This window comes from Virgibacillus sp. NKC19-16, from assembly GCF_021560035.1.
In the GTDB taxonomy this organism is placed as follows: domain Bacteria; phylum Bacillota; class Bacilli; order Bacillales; family Amphibacillaceae; genus Virgibacillus_L; species Virgibacillus_L salidurans.
The window spans coordinates 256,213-279,339 of record NZ_CP074373.1; the positions used below are offsets into that span (position 1 = coordinate 256,213).

Genomic DNA, 23,127 nt, shown 5'->3' on the forward strand with positions numbered 1-23,127 from the left:
TTCCCCATCTGGTGGCTTATCGTTTTTTGAAGTATTGGTTGATGGGCTTTAGCTTTTTGCCATCAATGCTCCTGACAAAAATGTAATTTGCTTTTTGTACGTATGAATCCACTTAATAAACATGGCTATAAACTCCTTTTTAAAATTTTGGCTTGATTGTAATCACCAATTGTTTTTCCTTACAAATCAATCATAAAGGAGAAAGACATATTTGAAATTGACGAGCATCAAGGTTTAAAAAACTTTTCAAGAAATGTATGTAGAATTAGGAGCACCTTGCTTTGTGAACCTTTATTTACTAGAGAAATAAACAATCCTTTAAGAACATTTCATCTTAAAGGATTGTTTTTATCATACTTTATTGATTTATGGCGAAACTCGGGGTCTAATTAAAATAATCTTCTAATCCGGTGACAATACCCTTTGCGGCTTTCTCCTGATACTTATCAGTTTGGACAAGCTGCCGTTCTTCTGGATTACTAATGAAACCAAGTTCAATTAATAAAGCCGGTTGTTGGTTATCTGTTAACACTTTATAATCAGCTTGTTTCGCTCTGCGATCATTGAGGTTTGTGTGATTGATCAATGATTTCTGAATGGTATCGGCAAGCTTCTGATTATCACCTACGTCATAATAAAAGGTATGGATTCCACGTATATTTTGGTCTTCAAATGTATTATAGTGCAGACTGATAAATGTATCTGCATTCGTGGAATTACTAATTTGCACCCGTTCCTCCAATGGAATAAACGTATCATCGGTTCGGGTTAATGTAACGGAAGCCCCTTTATCACGTAACTGTTCTTCGACTTTTTTCCCTGTAGATAGTGCTAAAGTTTTTTCATTTACCTCTGATCGAATTGCACCGGAGTCTTTTCCACCGTGGCCTGGGTCAATAACAAAATGATAACCGGACAGTGTCTTTTCTCCACGTTGCTTTCCTTGAATATCTTGGTTTTCCTCCTTTTCTTTAGTTTTGGCAGTTGACTCTTTTTTTTCATCAAATTCTTCTTCTACTTCCGCATCCTCATCTTTTTGGCCAGATTCTGCCTCTGAGTCCTCTTTTTCAGTTCCTTCTGTTATTTGTTGCGGATCAGCTTTTTCATTAACCTCTGACATCGCGTGATCTGCAGATTTATTTCTTTCATCAAGTAAGTACAGGGCGATCCATACTTCTTTCCCATTATAAAAAGTTTTCCCCCAACCATATGATTCTTGAAAAATGCTAACCTTTGCACCCTTGTTCAATTCAGTAATGATAGTTGCATTATTATCAGGAGCGTTGCGTAATCTTACGACAGGTGCTTTCACTTGGTACAGTTTTGCACTTTCTACAGATTCACCGGGCGCTGCATCTATTTCCGAAGATGAAGCAGTTTGAACTTGTCGTTCTTTTGCGCCCTTCTGTGGATTATTCACTGCCGCAAGTTGATGCAGTGCTCCCCATGCCTCATTTCCATTATAAAATGTACTTCCCCAGCCATATGATTCCTGAAAAACAGTAACTTTTGCACCTCTTTTTAGTTCAGCTAGAATGTTTGCGTTTTGGTCTGGTGCATCCCGTAACTCCAATGTTTCCGAATCGACTTTGTATAATTGTCCACTATCCGCATGAACTGTTGGGATAAAAATAAATAGGCAAACTAGAAAACTAATACCTATAATAATGTTGTTTTTCATATTGAGTGCCTCCAATTAGTAGTTTGCTATATTGACAGTTTTGCCAACATAATTTACCAATATACATTCCAATAATTAGATTGAGAGTTTCACGGTATGGTAGGAAGTCATTCCAACGTACTATTACAGCGACCTTCATATTTTCCATATAAACTTTGTTGGTTATCTGGTCACAAATACCAAAAAATGTTGAAAATGGGATAGAAACACTGATAAATTTATAAGAGTCTATTAAATAATCAGTAATAAATAGATATAAATATTAAGAATATATGGTAAAATAGTCGTAGTTACATAGAATTTGAAAAACTGTCTCTCATCTAAAAAATCTATTAAAATATAGCTCAAAAAATTGAATGCGATTATAGGAGGGATTATTTTGGAAATATACGGAGGAAGAGCCGGCTATAACTCTGTGCGTTTTACCGGAGAAAACTATCAGGCAATATCCCGATTCAAGAAGGGGAAAATCACTACAGAAACGAGACTGAAAAAGGGGGACAAGAAAATATTTATTATACTTTCGAAGGTGCCTTTTGTTCGTGCTTTCACCATGATATTTGAGATTATAATCGAAAATTGGAAGCCATTTTCATTTGTAATGATCTTGTTCCTAATGGAGCTTTTATTATTTAGAAACTCAAATTCATATACCATCCCAATTAACTCCTTCGTGATATTGTTTTGCTATCTAATTATCGCTGGTCTTATTATAAAAATAACACCTATCGGGAAGTATCATGCAGCAGAACATATGGCTGACAGTGCTTACGAGAAGGATTCGAATTTAACGTTGGAAAAAGTAGAAAAGCAACCGAGGACACATAAGGATTGCGGAACAAATTTAGTAATATCCATTTTCATCTGTTACTCTATACTATTTATGGTATTTGGTGATCCGCTTTGGGTATATTTGGTTTCCTGGAGTGTTGGGTATGAGTTGTGGAAAAATGAACCACAAATAATCTGGGATGCAGTATTGGTAATAGGAAAATCTGCGCAATATGCTCTATTCACCTCAAAACCGAAAGAAAAACATTTAAACGTGGCAATAGAGGCGATTACAAAATTAGAAGAGAAAGAATTAGCAATGGGTGGAAATTAGCATCCTAAAGCCATGTTATTGTGGCATGGCTTTTAGCTTATATCAATTTTTAAATTTGACAATACCTATCCGGGGTATGGTAAGGTTGAAATGTAGGAGGTCATTTTTAAGCTAAAGGAGAGGAATTAAAGAAATGGCTAAATATCAACTGGAAATCTATACGAGACCTACTTGTTCGGATTGTCAGGATTTAAAAAAATTCCTGCAAAGCCATCGTATTCCCCACAAGCAATACGATCTATCAAAACAACCAGCTAAAGAGGGAGATCTTAAAAAAATAACAGGAAGCAGAATCGTACCAGCTCTTGTATTTTCCCATCCTTCTCTTTTGGGGTTGGTGAAAAAACCGAAAAGCATGATAGGGTTCGAGAGGAATAAGGAGGAAATAATGAAGCTATTAAAAGTAGGGTAACTAACATTATATAACCTAAATGGTTAGTGGGTTGTTTTTTAACTAGCTTATACCTCTTGTACAGGTTATAGAGGATTGATCAATATTTAAAATTATAAATAATGAAGGTAAGGGGTGATGAAATTTATGATTGTCTCCAATAGGAATTGTATTATGCCGCTGGTGCAAGCTACTTATATCAATAATTCTGTAGTAGAGCTATTAACGCATGCTAAAGTATGAAAAATAATAACAAAACCGAGAGATTTGAAGGAGGATTAACATGAAAAGTAAAAAATTAATAATAATTGCAGTTTTACTAATCGTTTCCGCATTTACATTAGCTGCATGTGGCGGTGGTAACAGGGGAACCGACGCAGAAGGAAATGAGGAAAACAGGGAAAATACAAATGAGGAATCAACCTCCCATTCCCAAGGTAATATGTCTGAGCACATGTCTAGTTCCGGGGAAGTTCCTGCAGGTATGCAAGAGGCAGAGAACCCAAAATATGAAGTCGGAAGTACTGCTATTATTAACGTCCAACATATGAATATGGAGGGTATGAGTGGCGCTGAAGCTACCATTACAGGAGCATATGACACTACTGCCTATACTGTTTCATACACCCTGACAACAGGCGGTGAACCTGTGGAAGATCACAAATGGGTCATACATGAGGAACTTCTTGTTGAAGATCCGGGAGATGACCCTTTAGAACCAGGTACTGAAGTTACCTTGAATACAGATCATATGAAAGGGATGAATGGTGCAACTGCAACAATTGATTCAGCAGAAGATACCACCGTATATATGGTGGACTTCACTCCAACTACAGGTGGAGTGAAAGTTGTTGACCATAAATGGGTTGTTGAAAGTGAACTTGAATCTGCTGAATAATTGTGATATGGATTGAATATCACAAGAGGATAAGCCTGACATGTACAAGAACTGGGCCGAATTTAAGTTTGATGATAACGTACACGTTTATCCTTTCATAATAGAACTAAATGTAGGGTTGCTGACATTATACACCTGAGCATGTTAGGGAGGGTTTTTAAAATTAAATTATACCCTTCCCCTAGTATGTTAGGTAGAAAGAAATGAATATGGAGACCGATGTGAAAAATTAAAATCGCTAAATAGGTAGTTTTCATTGACAAACATACCATATGGGGGTATAGTATAATTATAAAAGAAAAGGAAGTGATTCATTTGGATAAGTTTTTACGTGATCACCCAACTACCCCAAGAACAGAAGCTGAAAAGGAAAAAACGATTAACCGCCTGAAACGGATAGAAGGTCAAGTTCGTGGAATACAGAAAATGGTGGAAGAGGATCGCTATTGTGTAGATATTTTAGTACAAATTAGCGCCATTCAATCCGCGTTAAAAAATGTAGGTTTCGCTGTCACGGAACGACATATCAACCATTGTGTCAGTGATGCGATTAAACAAGGTGAAGGCGCGGAAACGATTGAGGAATTAATGAGTGTACTGAAGCAGTTTTCCAAGTAGTTAGGAGGGAGCATTCATGAGTGAAACCGAAACAAACCATGCAACACTTGGTGTAACAGGCATGACCTGTGCTGCTTGTTCCAATCGTATTGAAAAAGTTTTAAATAAAATGGATGGAGTAGAAGCCCGGGTCAATTTAACGACAGAAAAGGCAACGGTAGATTATGATTCAGAAAAAACTTCCGTCGAAGATATTTCGAATAAAATTGAAAAAGTCGGCTATGGTGTTTTAATGGAACAGACTGATTTAGATGTTTTTGGAATGACCTGTGCCGCATGTTCGACCCGTATTGAAAAGGTATTGAATAAGCAAGGCGGTGTCAAATCTGCAAATGTAAACTTAACAACAGAAACGGCATCTGTCGAATATAACCCAGGACTCGTTGATACAAAAGGAATCATTGATAAAATCAAAAAATTGGGTTATGATGCACATCCTAAAGCGGAAGCAGAAGAAAAGCAAACGCATAAAGAAAAAGAAATTAAAAATATGAAGACGAAATTAATCGTTTCAGCCGTGTTAACTGCGCCGCTAATAGTAACCATGTTGGTTCATTTATTTAATATGAATATACCGGATATATTCATGAATCCGTGGTTCCAATTTGCACTCGCAACACCAGTACAATTTATTATCGGCTGGCAATTTTATGTTGGTGCATATAAGAACCTTCGTAATGGCGGGGCAAACATGGATGTGCTTGTTGCATTAGGAACGAGTGCAGCATATTTCTATAGTCTATTCGAAGCATTTAGGACCATCGGAAATCCAACGTACGATCCGCATTTGTATTTTGAAACAAGTGCTGTCATCATAACGTTGATTTTATTTGGTAAATATTTGGAAACAAGAGCGAAAACCCAGACAACGAATGCATTATCCTCGTTACTGAATTTACAGGCAAAAGAAGCCCGCGTGATAAGAAATGGCGAGGAAATCATGACTCCAGTGGAGGAAATTGCTGTAGGTGATCGGTTAGTTGTAAAACCTGGTGAGAAAATACCTGTAGACGGTAGGCTTGTAAAGGGTAGAACCTCTATAGATGAATCAATGATCACCGGGGAATCCATCCCGATTGAAAAAGACGTAGATGCTAGCTTGATTGGCTCAACGATAAATAAAAATGGCTCGATTGAAATGGAAGCCACAAAAGTTGGCAAAGATACGGCACTTGCATCAATTGTAAAAGTAGTTGAGGATGCACAAGGATCGAAAGCACCAATCCAACGATTAGCTGATGTCATTTCTGGCTATTTCGTACCGATCGTTGTAGGCATTGCCCTTCTAACATTTATCGTATGGATTTCATTTGTACAACCTGGGCAAATTGAGCCTGCTTTAGTCGCAGCGATTGCTGTTCTTGTGATTGCATGTCCATGTGCTTTAGGGCTTGCAACACCAACATCCATTATGGTTGGCACAGGAAAGGGTGCAGAAAACGGCATTCTTTTCAAAGGCGGAGAACATCTCGAACGTACCCATGCATTAGATGCAATCGTGTTGGATAAAACGGGAACAATCACAAAAGGAAAACCTGAAGTAACAAACTTTACAGGTGATGATGAGACATTACGGTTACTCGCGAGTGCGGAAAAAGGTTCCGAACATCCACTTGCAGAAGCGATTGTTGCCTATGCAACAGAACAAGACATTGATTTAGATGAAGTAGATAATTTTAACGCTATACCCGGACACGGTATTGAAGCTACGATCTCTGGCAATCAAATTCTTGTTGGAAATCGAAAACTAATGCAGGATCGCTTAGTCACTGTTGGTGATGAGGGGCAAGAAATGGCCGAGTATGAAGTGGAAGGCAAAACGGCTATGCTGATTGCTGTTAATGGGAAATATCGCGGAATTGTTGCGGTTGCAGATACGATTAAAGAGACAGCGCCACAAGCAATTAAAGAGTTACAAGGTCAAGGATTAGAAGTGATCATGTTAACAGGCGATAACGAGCGAACGGCACAAGCCATTGCCGGGCAGGTTGGCATCGACCAAGTCATAGCTCAAGTATTACCTGAAGAAAAAGCGGATAAAGTAAAAGAGATTCAGCTGCAGGATAAAAAAGTTGCCATGGTTGGGGACGGGGTAAATGATGCTCCAGCACTTGCAATCGCCGATATTGGAATCGCCATTGGAACTGGTACGGAGGTAGCTATTGAAGCTGCAGATATTACTATTCTTGGTGGTGAGCTACTGCTCATACCGAAAGCAATCAAAATTAGTCATGCCACGATTCGAAATATCCGTCAAAACCTCTTCTGGGCATTCGGCTACAATACAGCAGGAATCCCGGTTGCAGCTATCGGATTACTTGCACCATGGGTTGCTGGTGCAGCAATGGCACTAAGTTCCGTAAGTGTTGTTTCTAACTCCCTTCGCTTGAAGAGAGTCAAGATATAATTTTTCTAAACCTTCAAAGGGGGTGAAAAAACATGGAACAAAAAACGCTAGATGTTCAAGGCATGTCATGTGGTCATTGCAAAATGTCCGTTGAAGGTGCATTAAACGAATTAGATGGTGTTTCAGCAGCTGAAGTTAATTTAGATTCCGGCAAAGTAGATGTTACTTATGACGAATCAAAAGTAAATGTGGATGCAATGAAAGAAGCTGTTGAAGATCAAGGCTATGATGTTAGTGCTTAAATATATGAGAAAAAGCTGGTTTTCCTGTTGGAGGAAAATCAGCTTTTTGTGTCATAGGGAAAAGGTTGCTTCAACTTTTTCTAAAACTCAAAAGTTTAGATGTTAAATTTTGACAAACCTCATCACGCTGATTTAAAGTTTCACTCTCAACAGATAGTAGTGCTTGATTAGGTTTCGATTTAGAGGGCTTTATTTCTTTAATGGTACTCCTTACATATAAAATATCATTCGGCCTTGTTGGGCGTGGCCATTTAATTTCTCCACCGGCTCCAATAACTCCGTGAGCAAAGGGGAGGCTACTAGTCAATAATCGCATCGTAATTGCTGCAGTATGCCAGCCACTAGCAGCTAATCCATTGAAGAAAGTATCTTCTGCTAGCGTCTCATCAAGATGGAAGTCTTGCGGATCAAATTCACTGGCGAATCTTTTTATTTTGTCTGGATTTAAGTGATATGTTTCACTGATAAACGTATCCCCTACGTTGACATCATCAAGATAAAGTTCCTGTTTCATCATCATTATCCCCTCCGATATGTTGTTGATTGGGTCGAGTATATTCGTTGCTTACTTTGATTTATATGTGTATACATGTATAGAATAAAAAATGTTTCCTCTTTAAAAATCATGTATATACATATATAATATGGGTGAATAAATCATCTGTCAAGAGATAATTATCAAAATTTTACGAAGGAGGCGTCCTTTATGAATAACAAACAGAATGAGATGGATCATATAATACAATTTTGCGCTTGTGCAAACCTTAGAAAGGCAGCAAGAATTGTTACCCAACGTTATGAAAAGCAAATGCAATCTACCGGATTAAAAGTGACCCAATTTTACATGTTAGTAAATATCACCCATCATAAAGTAATTTCAATTAGCAAGCTAGGGGAAATTATGTTACTGGATCAAACTACAGTAACTCGTAATGTGAATGTTTTACAGAAAAGTGGTTATGTGTACATTACAAAAGATAAAAATGATTCAAGAACAAAATCTATTTCAATAACCGATGCAGGTATTGATAAATTAGAAGAAGCTACGCCTATATGGTTAGAGATTCAAGAAAATATTGAAAGTCGTATAGGCAAGGAAAAATATGCAAACTTGTTAGAGGCGCTAACAGATTTACAAGAGGTTGTTGGCGCATACTAAAGTTCATAACTATGTATAACTTGCAGGTATAGTCATTATAGGAAAAGCGTTGAAGAACATCAGGTTTATTGTAATCAAGTAAACCTTATAAGAGATTATCATCTAGCATGCTAAATTTTAAAAGAACAGGGAGCGGAAAAAATGGAGAAACAGTTAATTACAGACGCACAGCAATTTGATGAAAAGCGGTTTACAAAGATCAATATAATTCGAAACAAACACAGTGTCGCTTTCCTTCTGAATTTTTTACCAGGTCAGCATATGAAATCACATAATCATCCGAAACGTGAATTGTATTTATACCTGATCCAGGGAGATGGCGTGTTTTTGATAGATGGCGAAGAACTGGAAGTAGAAAAAGGAGACGTCATTTATTGTGGCAAGGAGGAACAAATTGGCTTCACAAATAACGGCGAAGAGAATGTATCTATTTATTGTACGATGACAAAACTTAGTGATTAGCAAGCATATAAAATATGGGGCTTTAAAAAGAAGGAAAAAAAGGTGGTTAGGGGGTGAGAATCCATGAAAAAATGGAGCCAACAAAAGAAGGTAAACCATTAACAGCATCAGATTGGGAGAACGTAACTCCGCATGAAAATAAGCTAGAATTATGGGATGGTGTTGCGTTTGACCCATCTGGGGAACAAAGAGATACTTTTTGCCTTGCTCTGATCTACAACATGGGGTTAGATCACTTTATTGAAATACTTCCTGATTATTCAAGGAAATCACTAAAAGAGTTACTTGGAAACGGAGACGACTAGATTATGGATATGGGTTTCTACCTCTATTTCAGGGCTTAATTACCTGTTAAAAAACTGCTTGGTTCTGTAATATGATAAGACAGTGAACCTCTCCATCTAAATCAAAGATTTTGATGGAGCTTCCCCATTCACAGACGATGGCTTTGTTCTATGGAACCGAGTCTTACATCATCTCCCAGGGCTTTGTTTTATACTGTTCGGACAGGACCTTGCCCTACAGTCAAACCAATCCATTTATGCAGTTGGATGCAAACCCAAAATACCCAGTCCAACTTTTTCAATATTGATGGCAGCATTATGGTCACGGTCTAAAATTGTCCCGCATGACTTGCATACATGTGTGCGAACGGAAAGAGACTTTTTCACGCGTTTCCCACAATTGGAACAGTCTTGACTGGTATAGTGCGCTTTCATTCTTACGAGTTTCCCACCATTGTTCTCACTTTTGTATCCGAGCTTATTACAAAAAGCACCCCAACCGGCGTCATGAATCGCCTTTGCCAAATGACGATTTTTAACCATATTTCGTATATTCAGGTCCTCCACAAAAACGAATTTATACGTTTTCGAAAGATGATAGCTCAACTTATGGAGAAAATCACGGCGCTGGTTCGCAACTTTTATATGAAGTTGCTGCACTTTCTGAAGTTGTTTTTTCCAGTTATTTGAGCCTTTTTTCATGCGGGAAAGTTTCTTTTGCGCTCGTTTTAATTTCTTTTCTTCTTTCACAAGGAACTTCGGATTTTCGACTTTAGTCCCATCCGCTAGTACGGCAAACTTTTGGATACCAACATCAATTCCTGTTGATGGAACAGGGAAATCAACCGTTTCGTTTACGTGTTTTTCAACACTGAATATCGCAAACCAATGGTTGCCCTGGCGTTTGATGGTAACTTGTTTCACCTTGCCCTCCAATGGGCGATGAAAGTTTACGTATACTGCCCCAAGCTTTGAGATCATTAGACGGTTATTCTCGTCTAACGATGCAGCGTAACGCACATCACGTATGTTGACTTTACCGGTCTTCTTGTTTTTTATAGTAAGTTTTTCAACCCCAAATTGTGTGAACGTCATCGAATTATAATCTTTATGCTTCTTGATCTTTGGATAACGTGCTCGCCCGTCGAAAAAGTTCTTGTAGGATCGTTCCAGACGGAATAATACCTCCTGCAAAGGCTGTGACGGGATTGTTTTAAGCAAAGGAATCTTTTCTTTATCCGCTTTTTGTTGTTTTTGTAATGTAGTTCGGGACAGTCCTGACTTGTTTTGTTGGTAAAAGCGCTGTTTATCCAAAAGTGCAGAATTGTACTGCTGACGACAAATAGACAGCCAGCTATCCAGCTTTTGAATTTGCTCTTCGTTTGGAAACATTTCATATTTGTAATTCATGCGTACCAGCATTTTTTTCACTTCCCGAACGTTTGATTTGTAACAATCATACCAAACATTTGTTTTGTTGTCTAGACTTTTTTGTTTTTTATTATAATAAAGCGCCGATTCATCCCCTACTAAATCAAAGATTTTGAAGGGGACTTCTCGGCAAAGTTGTTAAACAAACGTTTGATTAATCTAATCAGGAATTAATGCACTGAAGCAGAGGTGATGAAATCATAAGTAGTATGGTATACTGTTTCATACAATTGGAACGTTGGAGGTTACAAAATGAAGCTGCCGCAAGAATATATCGATGATTTCTTTGTCAGAATGTCTCACCATTCGAGCGCAATTGAAAATAACACGATTAGTTTACCTGAAACGGTATCGATTATTCTTCACAATACCGTACCGAACAAGGTTTCCTTACGAGAACTATATGAGATTGATAATCATCGGTATGCTATGGCATTTTTGTTAGATCCTGATACATTGGAAAGAGAATTTACGATGGATATTTTGCTTGAAACACATTCCTTATTAATGAATCGTCTGCATCATGAAAGAGGAAAATTTAAAACAGAAGTGAATGATGTTAAAGGAGCAGAATTCGAAACAACGAAACCAAGTGAAACATCTTTAACGATGGAACAATGGGTGGATAACATTTCTTATCGAATGGCGTTAACAAATATAAAAGAAGATATTATTCCATTGGTATGTGAAAGCCATATTGAATTTGAGCGAATTCACCCATTTGCAGATGGAAATGGCCGAGTTGGAAGACTAATAATGAATTACTTGCTTTTAAAAAACGATTTAGCCCCTTTAATTATAGAAAAAGAAGAAAAAGAAAGATATATATTTTTCCTGTCAACACAAGATGCAGAAGGATTTAGTAGATATGCAGAAAAGAAAATAGAGAAGGAAATGAAAAGGATTTGTTCATTCAGGGGTAAATGAACAAGGTGGGGGAAGCACGGGGACGGTTCTCATGCTTCTTTATTCATTTTCACCAGGCCCGCACTCCCTCCGTCAAATGATTAAAATAGTTTCTTGTAAATTTTTTGCGCGTAGGTGGCAAATTTCTTGTTCTTATGCAATTTTTTTTCTCTGACAAGCTCATCAAATTCCAGCTTGTTTTGTATTTCATTTTTTTCTTTGTTGCCTGTTGCAGAAGTTAATAAAGCATCCAGGGTGACATCGCCCTTTTTATCTGTTTCTTCCGTCATATATCCAGCGTTTTTCAGTATTTTATATCCCATTCTTAATTCTGGAGGGACTCCTTGCAAATCATCATGCAGATTAAGTGGTTTTCCTTTCCCTGGCAGATTTTCAAACTCGCCATTATCAACCGCCTTTTTGATTTGTTCTTCCACAAAAATATACATAGTTGCACTCCTTTCACGAAACCCTGCACGAATCATGAGGCATTATCTATTATTAATTCCCCGTTGAAGATAAATCATTTCATGAGCAAGTTTTTGAATTCGATCGGAAGCATCCCGATCTATAATTGCTTCACTTTCGTCGTCAAAGCAATCATTATGGATAAAAACATTACCTGTTGGTGTTAATCCTTTGAAATAAGTGAGGATTGGTTTTAATTGGTATTCTGGTACTAGAAAATGTTTGTTAGATAAACCAGTTGATACAATACCTGTAACTTTATATTTGAAGGCATTATCCGGAAAAAAGTCTAAGAGATTTTTTAATGCTCCTGAAATGGATGCTTGATAAATCGGTGTGCCAAATACGAGAAAATCGGCAGACGAGATTTTATTAACAACATTCCAGGTGTCATCGTTGTAATCTGATAACGCAGCACCAACAGAAAATTCGATCTCATACTCCCTTATGTCAATTAACTCTGTCTGTATCGTTGAGTCAAGGTGTTGAGCTGCGACTAGAACGTCATGTACAGCTAGAGACGTCTTTTCACCAGCCGGCGCTCCCGATACCCCCACAAGTTTCATCATTATACCCTCTTTTCACATTATCATTTGTATTTACACTAAGATGCCTTATGGCACCTTAACAAGATATATTATTATTTTACCGATGTCATCACTTCAATAGGATAATTTTTTGCAAACGGAGAACAGCTTATATATGGTTTTTCAATCATTGATTAGTAAGTTGAGGTGAATGTATTAATGTATGATAATTTATTCGGTAAAAAGTTCCATAGACCTTGTTCTTCAATCTAAGATTCTATAGATCTGCATCTGAAAAATTCTTGAAGGTATTGATTTCCTTTGCAAGTTCAGCTTTCATTTTTTCTCCACATTTATGATTGCAAACTGCAAACAGGCCATCTTGTCCATGTTTCTTGGCTTCGGAGTCGGATGTTGTGACAATCATCGGGACACTGGTCTTCCGGGAGTTTAAATAGATTTGAATAATTTCTCCCTCCACATCCTTGTAATCGATCCCTTCCGCAAATTTGACGTTTACTGCGGATAATGGTTCGTCATCAGCAATTTTTTTCATACACCATGCACATCTGAACAATTTTAGTTCTCCTTTCTGTAACTGTAATCACATCTTTTGAAGCTTTTAAATTAATTTTAAAGTGCTTTAAATAATTTTACAACCAATTACTAAGGGGTCTGTGCGATCCTGTATTGCCCTTTTCGGTCATGAAGTACGCAACCGTTTTGTTTAAAAATTTGTGCCATATGTACATTACTAATATCAGTACTGCCGATATAATAGGTGGCTTCCAGTTGGTGCAGCAGTCTTAATGCTATCTTGTGAATCTCCGTTCCGATGCCTTTCTTACGCCATTCAGGAACAACACCAAAGTAAAACAACCTGCCTTCATTTTCTGTTCCCATCTCTATATGGGGGATACAAATGCCTATCAAGGCCTCATTTTTTGTGAAATAAAAGCAATGATTGCGCCATTCAACACCTAGTTCACTCTCCAGTGAAAGCAAGAATTGGTCCTTTGCTTGCGAACTTTTATTAGCCGATCCGGAGCTGCATCGATCGTATAAATTCCCATAATCCGCGTCCCCTATCCATCCCTCGGAAAGAGAATGCCAACGGATTTCGTTATTTATCTCAGGCAAAGCGCTCAATTTTCTTTTGTATTCCACGGTGGTTGAAACTTGATGAAACCCTTTGGAAACTAGCCAATTGTGAAAAGATTCATCTATAACCAGTGATAAATAATCAACGTTTTCTTGTTTCCATTCAGGCAGTAATTGTTCAAGTTGATCTTTATATTCCCCTTTTACTACGCTGTCGCGTTTCACCTGATCAACTAACCAATATTTCTGTTCATTTTTGATGATGTTAAATAAGTTCAATAGATTGTATCTCCTATCTTCACTCTACTATATTAGAGTGAGATTAACTGAGTACTTTCATTGTAAGATTCTTTCCGTGTCTTCCTTGAGTGATATTCAAACCGTATAGCATTTTAAGGATTTTTTAAAGTTTGATCATGATGTCCGCAATTACGCAGAATTACTTTTTTAGGCTTTTCAATTTCAAAAGTAATTCGTAAATCCATACTAGCACTTGCTTCCCATATATCCGGGTTTTGATAACCTTTCATCTTTTTTATTCTTAGTGAAGGATGAGAAAAATTTTCTTCCATCAATTTCAATGTTTTCTTGAGGATATTTTGAGATTGTGTATCTAATTTTTTATATTTCCTAACAAAACTAGTTGTAAAATATAGTTCCATTTATTTATCCTCATTCGCCCATGAATCAGCCTCATCACTATCAAGCCATTCTATAGCTTCTTCTGCATTCTTAAAAGACTTTACGCGTCCTGCTTTAATATCTTCATCTGCTTCCCGCTCCCCTTTTTGCCATTCTTCCGTCCAGAACCAAGCTTGGTCTTTTTCGATGGTTATTACGGGAATTAAGACGATGCGTCCATTTTCAATCGTTACTTCTAATTGTTCTCCTTCCTTTAAATTTAATTGTTCAATTAGTTCAGTTGGGATCGTTACTTGGTTTTTTCCACGTAAACGTACACGCTTATTAGGCATTGTACCCCTGCTTTCAGTCGTATTTACCATGATTATATCCAACATTCGTTAATATATTCCTGGATTCCTACTTTGTTACTATCTATTTTATCACTAAAGTTATTCTAAACCAATATAAGAGTCTGTCCCTCACCGCTATCATTTTAGCGCGGTGAGGGACAGACTCTTTATCTCTACTCTTTATTCTGATCCGTTTTTACCAATGTAAAGAAAGCAATAAACCCGATGAGGGAAGTTGTAAAAAGAATCGCTCCCATTGGAACAGCTGAGGCTTCATTAATACCGGCAAGTGGGGAAAATCCCGCTCCAAGCAGCATTGGTAGCATGCCTAAGATAGCACTTGCGCTCCCGGCACGGTGTCCCTGCTTGGCCATCCCCAGGGTGAAGGTACTTGTGATAATCATTCCCATGGTGGTCATGTATATAAAAATTAATATGACAAGCGATGCAAGCGGTCCTTGAATAATTGTCATAATTAATAATAGAGAAGTGGCAGTCAGTGCGATCGTGACAGCCGCCTGGAGCATTTTCACTTCTGAGATAATTCCACTAAGACGTCCGATAATAAAACTCCCTGTAATAATGGCAATTCCATTGATCCCAAATAGCACACTGAATACTTGCGGAGAAACGCCATAGATATCCTGGTAGACGAAAGGAGTTCCTGATACATAGGCGAAACTTCCGCCATGGACAAACCCGACAACTAACGCATAGCCGATAAAAGAACGGTCTTTCATCAAACTGCCCATTGTCATCACAGAAGAGCCGATGGAACTAGGGATACGTTTTTCCGGTGGCAACGTTTCTTTTAATTTCGCAGCAACAATAATAACAATTAAAATTCCAATTACAGCCAGTGTATAGAAGATCGTTTGCCAGCCTGCTGATGGAAACGCCAGAATTGCTCCTCCTAAGATAGGCGCAACCATAGGGGCAACAGCATTGATTACCATTAGTAGCGAGAAGAACTTCGTAAGCTCCTTACCGCTGAATACATCACGAACTACAGCACGAGACAGAACAACCCCTGCAGAAGCAGTGAACCCTTGCAGGAACCTTGCAGCAATCAGTGTTGTAATATTAGGTGCTAATGCACACAGAATGGAAGATAATGCAAACAGGGTAGTAGCAATTAACAAAGGCTTTCTCCTGCCCTGTGCATCACTGATCGGGCCAACAACCAACTGGCCGATCGCAAGTCCGATTAAACATGCTGTCAGACTTAACTGTACCAGTGTAGCGTTTGTACTGAAATCCTCAGCGATCCCAGGAAAACTTGGCAAATACATATCGATATTTAGGGGACCTAAAATGGCAAGCATAGCAAGAAGTAAAGCTAACCCCACACGCGTTTTTCCTGTTGGGTTATGAAGCATGAATAATCAATCACCTTTCTATCTTACTTTTAATAGCAAACATTTTAATTATACGCTAGAGGAGAAAGACAGTCTAGTGTTTTCTGGGGTCTGTCCTGTGCCATTCTAAAGTGATAATATAGCAAAGAATAGCCCCCATGCACCAAGCGCGTAGCCTTTCCTTTTAACTATAATCGAAATGAAAATGGATCAAGTGGCATTTATTTAATAAATTTCAATGAAAATTTTGATGAAAAATATGATAGAATAGAGTTATAATCAAGTATAAAATATTTAACTGTAATAAATACGAGGAGTTCGCGTAATTACTTACAAAGGAGAATGAGTAATGGATGAGCGATTAGCTATATTAGATGAACGTATGAAACGCAGAGAAAAATCGTTGGAAGAGCTTCTTTATATGGTTGAGAAAAAGAACAAATGCTTGATCTCAATAAATGGGAAATTGGATAGAATTATTAGCAAAATGGATAGAACTATAAACTCGGGTAACATGCTGAGCGAGAATGAATTATCTACAGCGATTCAAAAACAAAAAAGCCTCCTCCTGAAAACAGGAAAAGGCCCCACCCTAACTGAGACTGAGCAAAACGAGCTATCAATAACTCTGCTCATACATATTAGACTCAAATAGATCAATCAATTCTATTTTAGGATGGTTATCTTTGAACCAATTTAAAGCGAACTCGTTTCTAAATAAAACAACATAATTATCTTCACGATCCCGGACAAGCTGATTCCGTTCATCAAAGAGAGATTCATCTACTTGTTCTTCTTTTAACCAACGTGGGATTCGCTCACCAATTGACTCCAGCATGACTTCAACATTATACTCATTTTTCATTCTATATTTGAATACATCATATTGCAGCTCGCCCACTGCCCCTAAAATATTGGATTCACTGCGGTGTCTTTTAAATAATTGAATCGCACCTTCTTGTACAAGTTGTTCAATTCCTTTATTAAACTGTTTGGATTTCATGACATTGCTTGCTGTCACCTTTTTAAAGAGTTCTGGCGGAAATTGTGGTAACTCATCATATTCAAATGATGTTTTGCCTTCAACTAATGTATCTCCAATTCGGTATGCATTCGGATCATAGACACCTATAATATCCCCAGCGTACGCCTCTTCAACTGTATCTCTGGAAGATGCAACAAATTGCTGCGTTTGAGCGAGTTTGACGGGCTTATCGGTCCTTGCCAGCTTCACACTCATTCCCCGTTCAAATTTGCCGGAGCAAACGCGTAAAAATGCCACCCTATCACGGTGGGCAGGATTCATATTGGCCTGAATTTTAAAAATAAATCCCGAGAAGTCCGGGTTATCAGGCTGAATGACACCTTCTGTTGATTTTCTTGACGTCGGCGATGGTGCCATAGATATAAACGTGTCGAAAAAAGTTTGTACTCCAAAAGGCGCTAGGGCGCTACCGAAGAAAACAGGTGTCTGCTCTCCAGACATAACCGCATCCATTGAAAATGTATCTCCGGCTTCCTCCACTAAAGAAAGCTCCTCTTCTGTTTCTTGGTACGCTGCCTGAGAAATCAATTCCTCATGTGCAGGCTTATCTAAATCTTCATATGGAATATAGGTTTCCTCTTCATTTCCATTATATTGAATAAATTGTTTCCCATCACGGTCAAAAATACCGAGGAATCGTTTGCCCATTCCTACTGGCCAGTTCATCGGATATGTCTTAATATCTAAAACCGCTTCAATTTCTTCCAGTAATTCAAGAGGCTCTCTTCCTTCGCGATCTAATTTATTAATAAATGTAAAAATGGGAATACCACGCATGCGACATACCTTGAATAACTTCTTCGTTTGCGCTTCGATTCCCTTTGTAGCATCAATGATCATGACCACACTATCCACTGCAGTCAATGTCCGGTACGTATCTTCACTGAAGTCATCGTGGCCTGGAGTATCCAGGATATTTACCTCATAATCATTATATGGAAAATTCATCACACTCGACGTTACTGAGATGCCGCGTTGCTTTTCTATTTCCATCCAGTCTGACGTAGCAAATTTCCCGGATTTTTTCCCTTTTACCGTTCCGGCTGAGCGAATTTGATTTCCAAATACAAGCAGTTTTTCTGTTAATGTTGTTTTTCCCGCATCCGGATGCGATATAATTGCAAATGTTCTTCGTTTATTAACCTCATCTTGTAGACTCATAAAAAATCCCTTCCATTCAAAATTTAGTTTATGCGTATCGTACACTATTTGTAATCAGGGGATTTTTTACATCGGAATGATTCTCCTTACACCGTTTGATTTATACGAATAAAAACATATCACGAGTACAAGTAGGAAGTCAATAAACATTTCCTTCTTTTCGGCGGGATTATTGTTCTTGTAAATAACTGCAAGCCACATGCCCGACTGCTTTGGCTGCGACAAGAATGGCGTCCTCATCAATATCAAATTTAGGATGATGATTGAAGTATGGATCATCCACTCCCTTTGGTGTAGCACCAACAAAGAAATAAGAACCGGGAACCTTCTCCAAATAGTGGGCAAAATCATCAGATGGTGCCATTTTCGGGAATTCTTTTACTTCTTTAATATCTTGATCTTTAGCATCATTTAATGTATTCGCTACAAATTCAGTTAGTTTTGGATCATTATACAATGGTGGATAATCTGGTTCATAGCTGAGTTCGCAAGTTACACCAAATAATTCCTCGATCCCGTTAACGATCCGGTGAAATTCTTTGTCAATAACATGCTGTGTTTCCTCATTGGAATAGCGTATATCTCCTTCAATTTCAATGCTGTCTTTAATAACATTAAAACTTCCCTTGCCGTCAAATGAACCCATTGTCACTACTCCAGCATGATGCGGATCGACTCTACGACTGGCAATTGTTTGTACAGCTGTTATAAAATAAGCGCCTGCAACAATAGCGTCATTTGCTTTATGGGGTGATGAGCCATGTCCTCCGCTTCCCTTAAGCTTTAATTTAAAATAGGTACGTCCATTAAAGGAATATCCATTATGATAGCCAACTGTTCCTGCAGGAGCCATTGGCAGGACATGAATACCAAAAATAGCATTCACCTCGTCTAGAAAACCTGCTTCTACGATGCTCTTTGCCCCACCGGGAGGTTGCTCTTCTGCATGTTGGTGAATGATTTTTACGGTACCATTGATTTTATCTTTTAATTCGATAAGGCAATCGGCTAACACTAAAAGATATGCGGTATGCGCATCATGGCCGCAAGCATGCATCACGTCTTCATTTTTTGACTTAAATGGCACATCCGCTTCCTCTGTAATAGGCAGTGCATCAAAATCAGCCCGAAGCGCAATTGTCTTACCTGGCTGCCCTCCTTTTATCGTTACAATAACGCCGTGGCCATTTCCTGCATTCGTTTCGACTTCGACATTTTTATCTTTATAGAAATCAACGATATAATTTGCCGTTGCTTCCTCTTTAAAAGAAAGCTCAGGATTCTCATGTAAATAGCGACGTATTTCAATCATTTCATCTTCCCGTTCCTCCAACATATTCATCAAATTATCTATCATTAAGAAATTCTCCTTTCAGAATTAGCAATGTACTGGTTTATTTTATCCCGCAAAAAAGAATCGATCCAAAGGTATAGATTCTCTGAGATCGCTGTAGATTTATTCCAAAGATAATCTATTCATCAAAGCCGATGCAGACGATGCATCGGCTTTGTTCTTATATATCTATTTCAGCTCGTTTCGTTAATAGACGTATCATCATAAGTGTTACTACAATGACTACAAAAATTAATGGAAAAGCCAATGCTTCAGGAACAATATCTAAAAATGAAAAGCTTTCAAATAGTGGTATACCCATTGCTAATCGTATCATAGAATCTTTCACTGCGATTAGAGCAATCCCAATCACAATGAACAGTAAACCACCAATAACACCTAAACGTTTGAATGCCGCTCCAATCAACCAGCCAATAATATAAAACACAAATATATTTAGGCTAAATAATGCAAGTGATAGTATTAGATTTGTCTCCGGACTAATAAAGGGTGTTAGGATAACCGATTGAATAATCTCCCCGAAAATATTTCCATCAATATCAATCACTACGTTTTCCAGTGCGTCTTCATTTAAAACAATGGAGGTGAAACGATTTATTACAAACTGTTGTATAAGGCTAATACCGTAGATTAGAATCGGGATGACGATTGATAAACCAATACTTGCAATGACATTTCCAAGAAAATAGTTCTTTCTTGTGATTCCATTTTCCACGTAGTAGGTTAGGAAGCCAATTGCAATAATCCCAATAACAAGCATATAGATGTTACCTGCGATATAGCCCGCACTATAAAATGAATCTACATGTGACAGAAATAGTATTCTACCCAGGTTAATTAGAAGGAAAATTCCAAGAGCCCAAAATGTCCATGATAATTGTAAGACAAATAAATCTAGGCCGGTTTTAGTAAAAGATACTGGTTTCATCATGTTATTCCTCCTCCATCGTTAATTGAATAAATAAATCTTGAAGTGAAACAGGACCAATAGTAAGTCCTTGCTCTTTTGCAGAAGCTTTATCCGCTTCACTTAATGTGCCGTAGAGTGTTATTGATTTTGTATCACCTAATTGTTCTTCATTTAATATTTCTTTATCTTTAGCAAATGCATCCACTGCCTGTTTATTTCCAACCACGGTTACCCCACGGGATACCAAGTCATCGTATGTTTCGTGAAGGAGTAACTTACCCTGGTCAATAATGATGACCTCATCAAATAGATAATCCATTTCAGAAACGAGATGTGTAGATAAAATCATAATTCGCGGATGGAGTTCTTGTTCCTTTAATAATTCTTTATAAAATAAATCTCGAGCTGGTGCATCCATTCCAAGATATACTTCATCAAAAATGGTAATCGGTGATCTGCTTGCTAATCCGACAACGACGTTAAAGGCAGATTGCTTTCCTGTAGATAATTTATCTAGTGGCTTTTTTTCTTCAAACTTGAATTTTTTCAATAGTTCTTCTGCATACGCTAAATCAAAATTTGGACGGTAGCGGTTTATATCTTTTATGACACTTGTTGGGGGGGAACTTTCTCCAGTAAAGTCCTTGTTATACATAAAAGTTACCTGTTGCATGAGTCGGGCGTTTTCAAATGGTTCCTCTCCATTTAGCAATAATTTACCCGATGTTGGTTCGCGAAATGAACCAAGCAGGGAAAGGATCGATGTTTTACCTGCACCATTTCTACCTAGTAAACCATATATTATCGGTTCGGTGATTTGAAAGTTGATATCATGTAAGATTTGATCACGTCCATATGCGAGTTGAAGATTCTTAGCTTCAATATGCATTATTTTTCACTTCCTTTCACTTTTTTAATATACTTTAGAATTTCTTCAGTTGTAATTTCTAATTTATTGGCTTCCTGAACGAGTGTAACGATATAATCTTCAATAAATAATTCGCGTCGTTTTTCGATTAGCTTTTCTCTGGCTCCTTCAGCGACAAACATACCAATTCCTCTTTTCTTAAAAAGTATTTCCTCTTCTACCAGTTGATTGATCCCTTTTGAAACTGTCGCATGGTTTATTTTGTAGAAATTTACTATCTGATTTGTAGAAGGGGCCTGAGCACCTTCTTGCAGTTGTTTATTTATAATTTGATCTTCAATTTGTTCACGAACTTGCGTATAGATTGGTTTATCTTCTTTGAAAAGATTTTTCATTACGGCCCTCCTTTAGGTTAACTGCTAATGCAGTTATATACTTATGTGTATAACCATAACAGCGTAACTCTTAGTTGTCAATATTTTTTGTTGAAACCTTCCAACTTTATTTGCTGCTTCATGAATTATAGGTGTAAGCAATATCATCAATAGGGCAATTGTGGAAAAACAAAGGAAAAAAGCTACACTCGCGCCTTACTAATTACTTTTAATAACCCTATAATAAAAAGTGATCAAATAAATTGCATCTGATTGAAATACATGGTAATATACGCTATATTGAGTTCATAAACGTTTAATTAAAGATAAATGAATTCAATTTAATAACAACTACAAGGGGGAATTATCATGTTGAACATTGGAATTATCTTAGGAAGCACACGGGAAGGTCGTAACGGAGAAGCAGTTTCGAACTGGATATACGATTTTGCGACAAAACGCAATGATGCTACGTATGAAATCGTGGATCTCGCTGACTATAACTTGCCGTTCTTGGGTTCAAAAGTAGCTGAATCCGGCCAACAAGAAGCGGAAGCGGCTGCTAAAGCCTGGTCAGAAAAGATGGCTTCTTTCGATGGCTATATATTTATAACACCGGAATACAATCATGCGATATCAGCAGTACTTAAAAATGCACTCGATTACCTGAAACCAGAATTGCACAATAAAGCAGCTGGTTTTGTAGGATATGGCAGCTTAGGTGGTACGCGTGCACATGAAAATCTACGTCTTATTTTAGGTGAACTGCAAGTAGCAGATGTGCGTACAGCAGTTACATTCTCGATTATGACTGATTTTGAAAATATGAGTGTATTCAAGCCTGCAGATTACCATGCAGATAATGCGAATCAAATGCTTGATCAGGTTTTGGCATGGAGCGGTGCGTTGAAACCATTGAGAGAAACAGTAACAGTATAATAAAAACACACACGTCCGAATTGACGTGTGTGTTTTTATATCTTCTATTTACTACGGCATTTTAAAAACGGTCTAGCACCAAGCCGCTCCAACGATGATGAGAAGGATAAATAATACGACGATTAACGCAAAGCCGCCGCCAGCACCGCCATATCCGGCACCGCCATAGCCACCACCATATCCAGCTCCTGCTACTTGGCCGTGTCCTCCACAGCCACATCCCATTCCATAACTCATAATAAAATCCTCCTATTCATAATTTTTATTATTAATATCCATACCCGCCGTAAGATGCACCTACAATAATTAATAGGATAAACAATACTACGACGAAGGCAAAACCTCCACCATATCCAACTGATTCACTCATTATCACAACACCCCCTGACTCTTTACAATTAATCTATGTAGTTAACCTAAGAGTGGAAGGGACAATAACCCATATTCTAAGTATTTTGGGCGCT

The 23,127-nt window shown here is 37.9% G+C and carries 29 protein-coding genes; 12 read left to right on the top strand and 17 right to left on the bottom strand.

The window, feature by feature from the left end; all coding sequences use genetic code 11:
• Window positions 1-385 precede the first annotated feature (385 nt).
• Window positions 386-1,681, bottom strand: a complete 1,296-nt coding sequence (locus tag KFZ58_RS01430) for an N-acetylmuramoyl-L-alanine amidase (RefSeq protein WP_235793102.1) — start codon at window positions 1,679-1,681, stop codon at window positions 386-388.
• A 379-nt stretch (window positions 1,682-2,060) separates the two neighbouring features.
• On the opposite strand from KFZ58_RS01430, the gene KFZ58_RS01435 reads away from it, so the two are divergent.
• The 6 genes from KFZ58_RS01435 to copZ all read left to right on the top strand — a co-directional run bounded on the left by KFZ58_RS01435 (window position 2,061) and on the right by copZ (window position 7,342).
• Complete coding sequence (locus KFZ58_RS01435) at window positions 2,061-2,786, top strand: DUF1385 domain-containing protein (RefSeq protein ID WP_235793103.1); 726 nt, start codon at window positions 2,061-2,063, stop codon at window positions 2,784-2,786.
• 133 nt (window positions 2,787-2,919) lie between these two features.
• A complete protein-coding gene (locus tag KFZ58_RS01440) occupies window positions 2,920-3,198 on the top strand; it encodes a glutaredoxin family protein (RefSeq protein WP_235793104.1) in 279 nt (92 codons plus the stop codon).
• Between the two features lie 262 nt (window positions 3,199-3,460).
• Complete coding sequence (locus KFZ58_RS01445; RefSeq protein ID WP_235793105.1) at window positions 3,461-4,075, top strand: YdhK family protein; 615 nt, start codon at window positions 3,461-3,463, stop codon at window positions 4,073-4,075.
• A gap of 315 nt (window positions 4,076-4,390) precedes the next feature.
• The gene (locus KFZ58_RS01450) at window positions 4,391-4,693 is read left to right on the top strand and encodes a metal-sensing transcriptional repressor (RefSeq protein ID WP_255695003.1); all 303 of its coding nucleotides are present in this window, start codon (window positions 4,391-4,393) and stop codon (window positions 4,691-4,693) included.
• Window positions 4,694-4,709: 16 nt separating this feature from the next.
• Entirely contained in the window at window positions 4,710-7,100 is a 2,391-nt protein-coding gene (locus KFZ58_RS01455) for a heavy metal translocating P-type ATPase (protein ID WP_235793106.1), read from the top strand.
• Between the two features lie 32 nt (window positions 7,101-7,132).
• Window positions 7,133-7,342: a copper chaperone CopZ gene (gene copZ / locus KFZ58_RS01460; RefSeq protein ID WP_235793107.1), complete on the top strand. Its 210-nt coding sequence runs from the start codon at window positions 7,133-7,135 to the stop codon at window positions 7,340-7,342.
• A 70-nt stretch (window positions 7,343-7,412) separates the two neighbouring features.
• Here copZ and KFZ58_RS01465 read toward each other — a convergent pair whose 3' ends face one another.
• Window positions 7,413-7,856 carry a MaoC family dehydratase gene (locus KFZ58_RS01465; RefSeq protein ID WP_235793108.1) on the bottom strand — a complete coding sequence of 148 codons (444 nt, stop codon included), beginning with the start codon at window positions 7,854-7,856 and terminating at the stop codon, window positions 7,413-7,415.
• A gap of 192 nt (window positions 7,857-8,048) precedes the next feature.
• Between KFZ58_RS01465 and KFZ58_RS01470 the strand changes: the two genes are divergently transcribed.
• The 3 genes from KFZ58_RS01470 (at window position 8,049) to KFZ58_RS01480 (ending at window position 9,268) form a co-directional block, all read left to right on the top strand.
• On the top strand, window positions 8,049-8,501 hold the full coding sequence (locus KFZ58_RS01470; RefSeq protein ID WP_235793109.1) for a MarR family winged helix-turn-helix transcriptional regulator: 453 nt from the start codon (window positions 8,049-8,051) through the stop codon (window positions 8,499-8,501).
• A 141-nt stretch (window positions 8,502-8,642) separates the two neighbouring features.
• Window positions 8,643-8,963 carry a cupin domain-containing protein gene (locus KFZ58_RS01475; protein ID WP_235793110.1) on the top strand — a complete coding sequence of 107 codons (321 nt, stop codon included), beginning with the start codon at window positions 8,643-8,645 and terminating at the stop codon, window positions 8,961-8,963.
• A gap of 53 nt (window positions 8,964-9,016) precedes the next feature.
• On the top strand, window positions 9,017-9,268 hold the full coding sequence (locus KFZ58_RS01480) for a hypothetical protein (protein ID WP_235793111.1): 252 nt from the start codon (window positions 9,017-9,019) through the stop codon (window positions 9,266-9,268).
• A gap of 234 nt (window positions 9,269-9,502) precedes the next feature.
• Here KFZ58_RS01480 and KFZ58_RS01485 read toward each other — a convergent pair whose 3' ends face one another.
• Entirely contained in the window at window positions 9,503-10,669 is a 1,167-nt protein-coding gene (locus KFZ58_RS01485) for an RNA-guided endonuclease InsQ/TnpB family protein (protein WP_235793112.1), read from the bottom strand.
• A 261-nt stretch (window positions 10,670-10,930) separates the two neighbouring features.
• Here KFZ58_RS01485 and KFZ58_RS01490 point away from each other — a divergent pair, with 261 nt between their 5' ends.
• Window positions 10,931-11,605 (top strand): Fic family protein, encoded by a 675-nt coding sequence (locus tag KFZ58_RS01490; RefSeq protein ID WP_235793113.1) that lies wholly within the window; start codon window positions 10,931-10,933, stop codon window positions 11,603-11,605.
• 80 nt (window positions 11,606-11,685) lie between these two features.
• Here the strand turns inward: KFZ58_RS01490 and KFZ58_RS01495 are convergent, their stop codons facing one another.
• From KFZ58_RS01495 to KFZ58_RS01525, 7 genes are all read right to left on the bottom strand, one after another.
• Window positions 11,686-12,021 carry a DnaJ family domain-containing protein gene (locus tag KFZ58_RS01495; protein ID WP_235793114.1) on the bottom strand — a complete coding sequence of 112 codons (336 nt, stop codon included), beginning with the start codon at window positions 12,019-12,021 and terminating at the stop codon, window positions 11,686-11,688.
• Window positions 12,022-12,075: 54 nt separating this feature from the next.
• Window positions 12,076-12,618 carry an NADPH-dependent FMN reductase gene (locus tag KFZ58_RS01500; RefSeq protein ID WP_235793115.1) on the bottom strand — a complete coding sequence of 181 codons (543 nt, stop codon included), beginning with the start codon at window positions 12,616-12,618 and terminating at the stop codon, window positions 12,076-12,078.
• A gap of 238 nt (window positions 12,619-12,856) precedes the next feature.
• Window positions 12,857-13,135 carry a hypothetical protein gene (locus tag KFZ58_RS01505; RefSeq protein WP_235793116.1) on the bottom strand — a complete coding sequence of 93 codons (279 nt, stop codon included), beginning with the start codon at window positions 13,133-13,135 and terminating at the stop codon, window positions 12,857-12,859.
• A gap of 110 nt (window positions 13,136-13,245) precedes the next feature.
• The gene (locus KFZ58_RS01510) at window positions 13,246-13,959 is read right to left on the bottom strand and encodes a GNAT family N-acetyltransferase (protein WP_235793117.1); all 714 of its coding nucleotides are present in this window, start codon (window positions 13,957-13,959) and stop codon (window positions 13,246-13,248) included.
• Between the two features lie 113 nt (window positions 13,960-14,072).
• Window positions 14,073-14,342, bottom strand: coding sequence for a type II toxin-antitoxin system RelE family toxin (locus KFZ58_RS01515; protein WP_235793118.1), 270 nt, complete (start codon window positions 14,340-14,342; stop codon window positions 14,073-14,075).
• Entirely contained in the window at window positions 14,343-14,654 is a 312-nt protein-coding gene (locus KFZ58_RS01520) for an AbrB/MazE/SpoVT family DNA-binding domain-containing protein (protein WP_235793119.1), read from the bottom strand.
• A gap of 173 nt (window positions 14,655-14,827) precedes the next feature.
• Window positions 14,828-16,033: a Bcr/CflA family efflux MFS transporter gene (locus KFZ58_RS01525; RefSeq protein WP_235793120.1), complete on the bottom strand. Its 1,206-nt coding sequence runs from the start codon at window positions 16,031-16,033 to the stop codon at window positions 14,828-14,830.
• A 328-nt stretch (window positions 16,034-16,361) separates the two neighbouring features.
• Here KFZ58_RS01525 and KFZ58_RS01530 point away from each other — a divergent pair, with 328 nt between their 5' ends.
• Window positions 16,362-16,667, top strand: coding sequence for a hypothetical protein (locus tag KFZ58_RS01530; RefSeq protein WP_235793121.1), 306 nt, complete (start codon window positions 16,362-16,364; stop codon window positions 16,665-16,667).
• Here KFZ58_RS01530 and KFZ58_RS01535 read toward each other — a convergent pair.
• The 5 genes from KFZ58_RS01535 to KFZ58_RS01555 form a co-directional block, all read right to left on the bottom strand.
• The gene (locus KFZ58_RS01535) at window positions 16,632-18,218 is read right to left on the bottom strand and encodes a peptide chain release factor 3 (protein ID WP_235793122.1); all 1,587 of its coding nucleotides are present in this window, start codon (window positions 18,216-18,218) and stop codon (window positions 16,632-16,634) included. The genes KFZ58_RS01530 and KFZ58_RS01535 overlap by 36 nt on opposite strands.
• 169 nt (window positions 18,219-18,387) lie before the next feature.
• Window positions 18,388-19,575 carry an amidohydrolase gene (locus KFZ58_RS01540; protein WP_235793123.1) on the bottom strand — a complete coding sequence of 396 codons (1,188 nt, stop codon included), beginning with the start codon at window positions 19,573-19,575 and terminating at the stop codon, window positions 18,388-18,390.
• A 157-nt stretch (window positions 19,576-19,732) separates the two neighbouring features.
• Complete coding sequence (locus KFZ58_RS01545; protein WP_235793124.1) at window positions 19,733-20,503, bottom strand: hypothetical protein; 771 nt, start codon at window positions 20,501-20,503, stop codon at window positions 19,733-19,735.
• A 1-nt stretch (window position 20,504) separates the two neighbouring features.
• On the bottom strand, window positions 20,505-21,371 hold the full coding sequence (locus KFZ58_RS01550) for an ATP-binding cassette domain-containing protein (protein WP_235793125.1): 867 nt from the start codon (window positions 21,369-21,371) through the stop codon (window positions 20,505-20,507).
• On the bottom strand, window positions 21,371-21,745 hold the full coding sequence (locus tag KFZ58_RS01555; protein ID WP_235793126.1) for a GntR family transcriptional regulator: 375 nt from the start codon (window positions 21,743-21,745) through the stop codon (window positions 21,371-21,373). Before KFZ58_RS01555 ends, KFZ58_RS01550 begins: the two co-directional genes overlap by 1 nt.
• 348 nt (window positions 21,746-22,093) lie before the next feature.
• Between KFZ58_RS01555 and KFZ58_RS01560 the strand changes: the two genes are divergently transcribed.
• Complete coding sequence (locus tag KFZ58_RS01560; protein ID WP_235793127.1) at window positions 22,094-22,663, top strand: NADPH-dependent FMN reductase; 570 nt, start codon at window positions 22,094-22,096, stop codon at window positions 22,661-22,663.
• A 72-nt stretch (window positions 22,664-22,735) separates the two neighbouring features.
• On the opposite strand, the gene KFZ58_RS01565 is transcribed toward KFZ58_RS01560, so the two are convergent.
• The gene (locus KFZ58_RS01565) at window positions 22,736-22,900 is read right to left on the bottom strand and encodes a YjcZ family sporulation protein (protein ID WP_304956809.1); all 165 of its coding nucleotides are present in this window, start codon (window positions 22,898-22,900) and stop codon (window positions 22,736-22,738) included.
• 31 nt (window positions 22,901-22,931) lie between these two features.
• On the bottom strand, window positions 22,932-23,033 hold the full coding sequence (locus KFZ58_RS01570; RefSeq protein ID WP_235793128.1) for a YjcZ family sporulation protein: 102 nt from the start codon (window positions 23,031-23,033) through the stop codon (window positions 22,932-22,934).
• Window positions 23,034-23,127 lie beyond the last annotated feature (94 nt).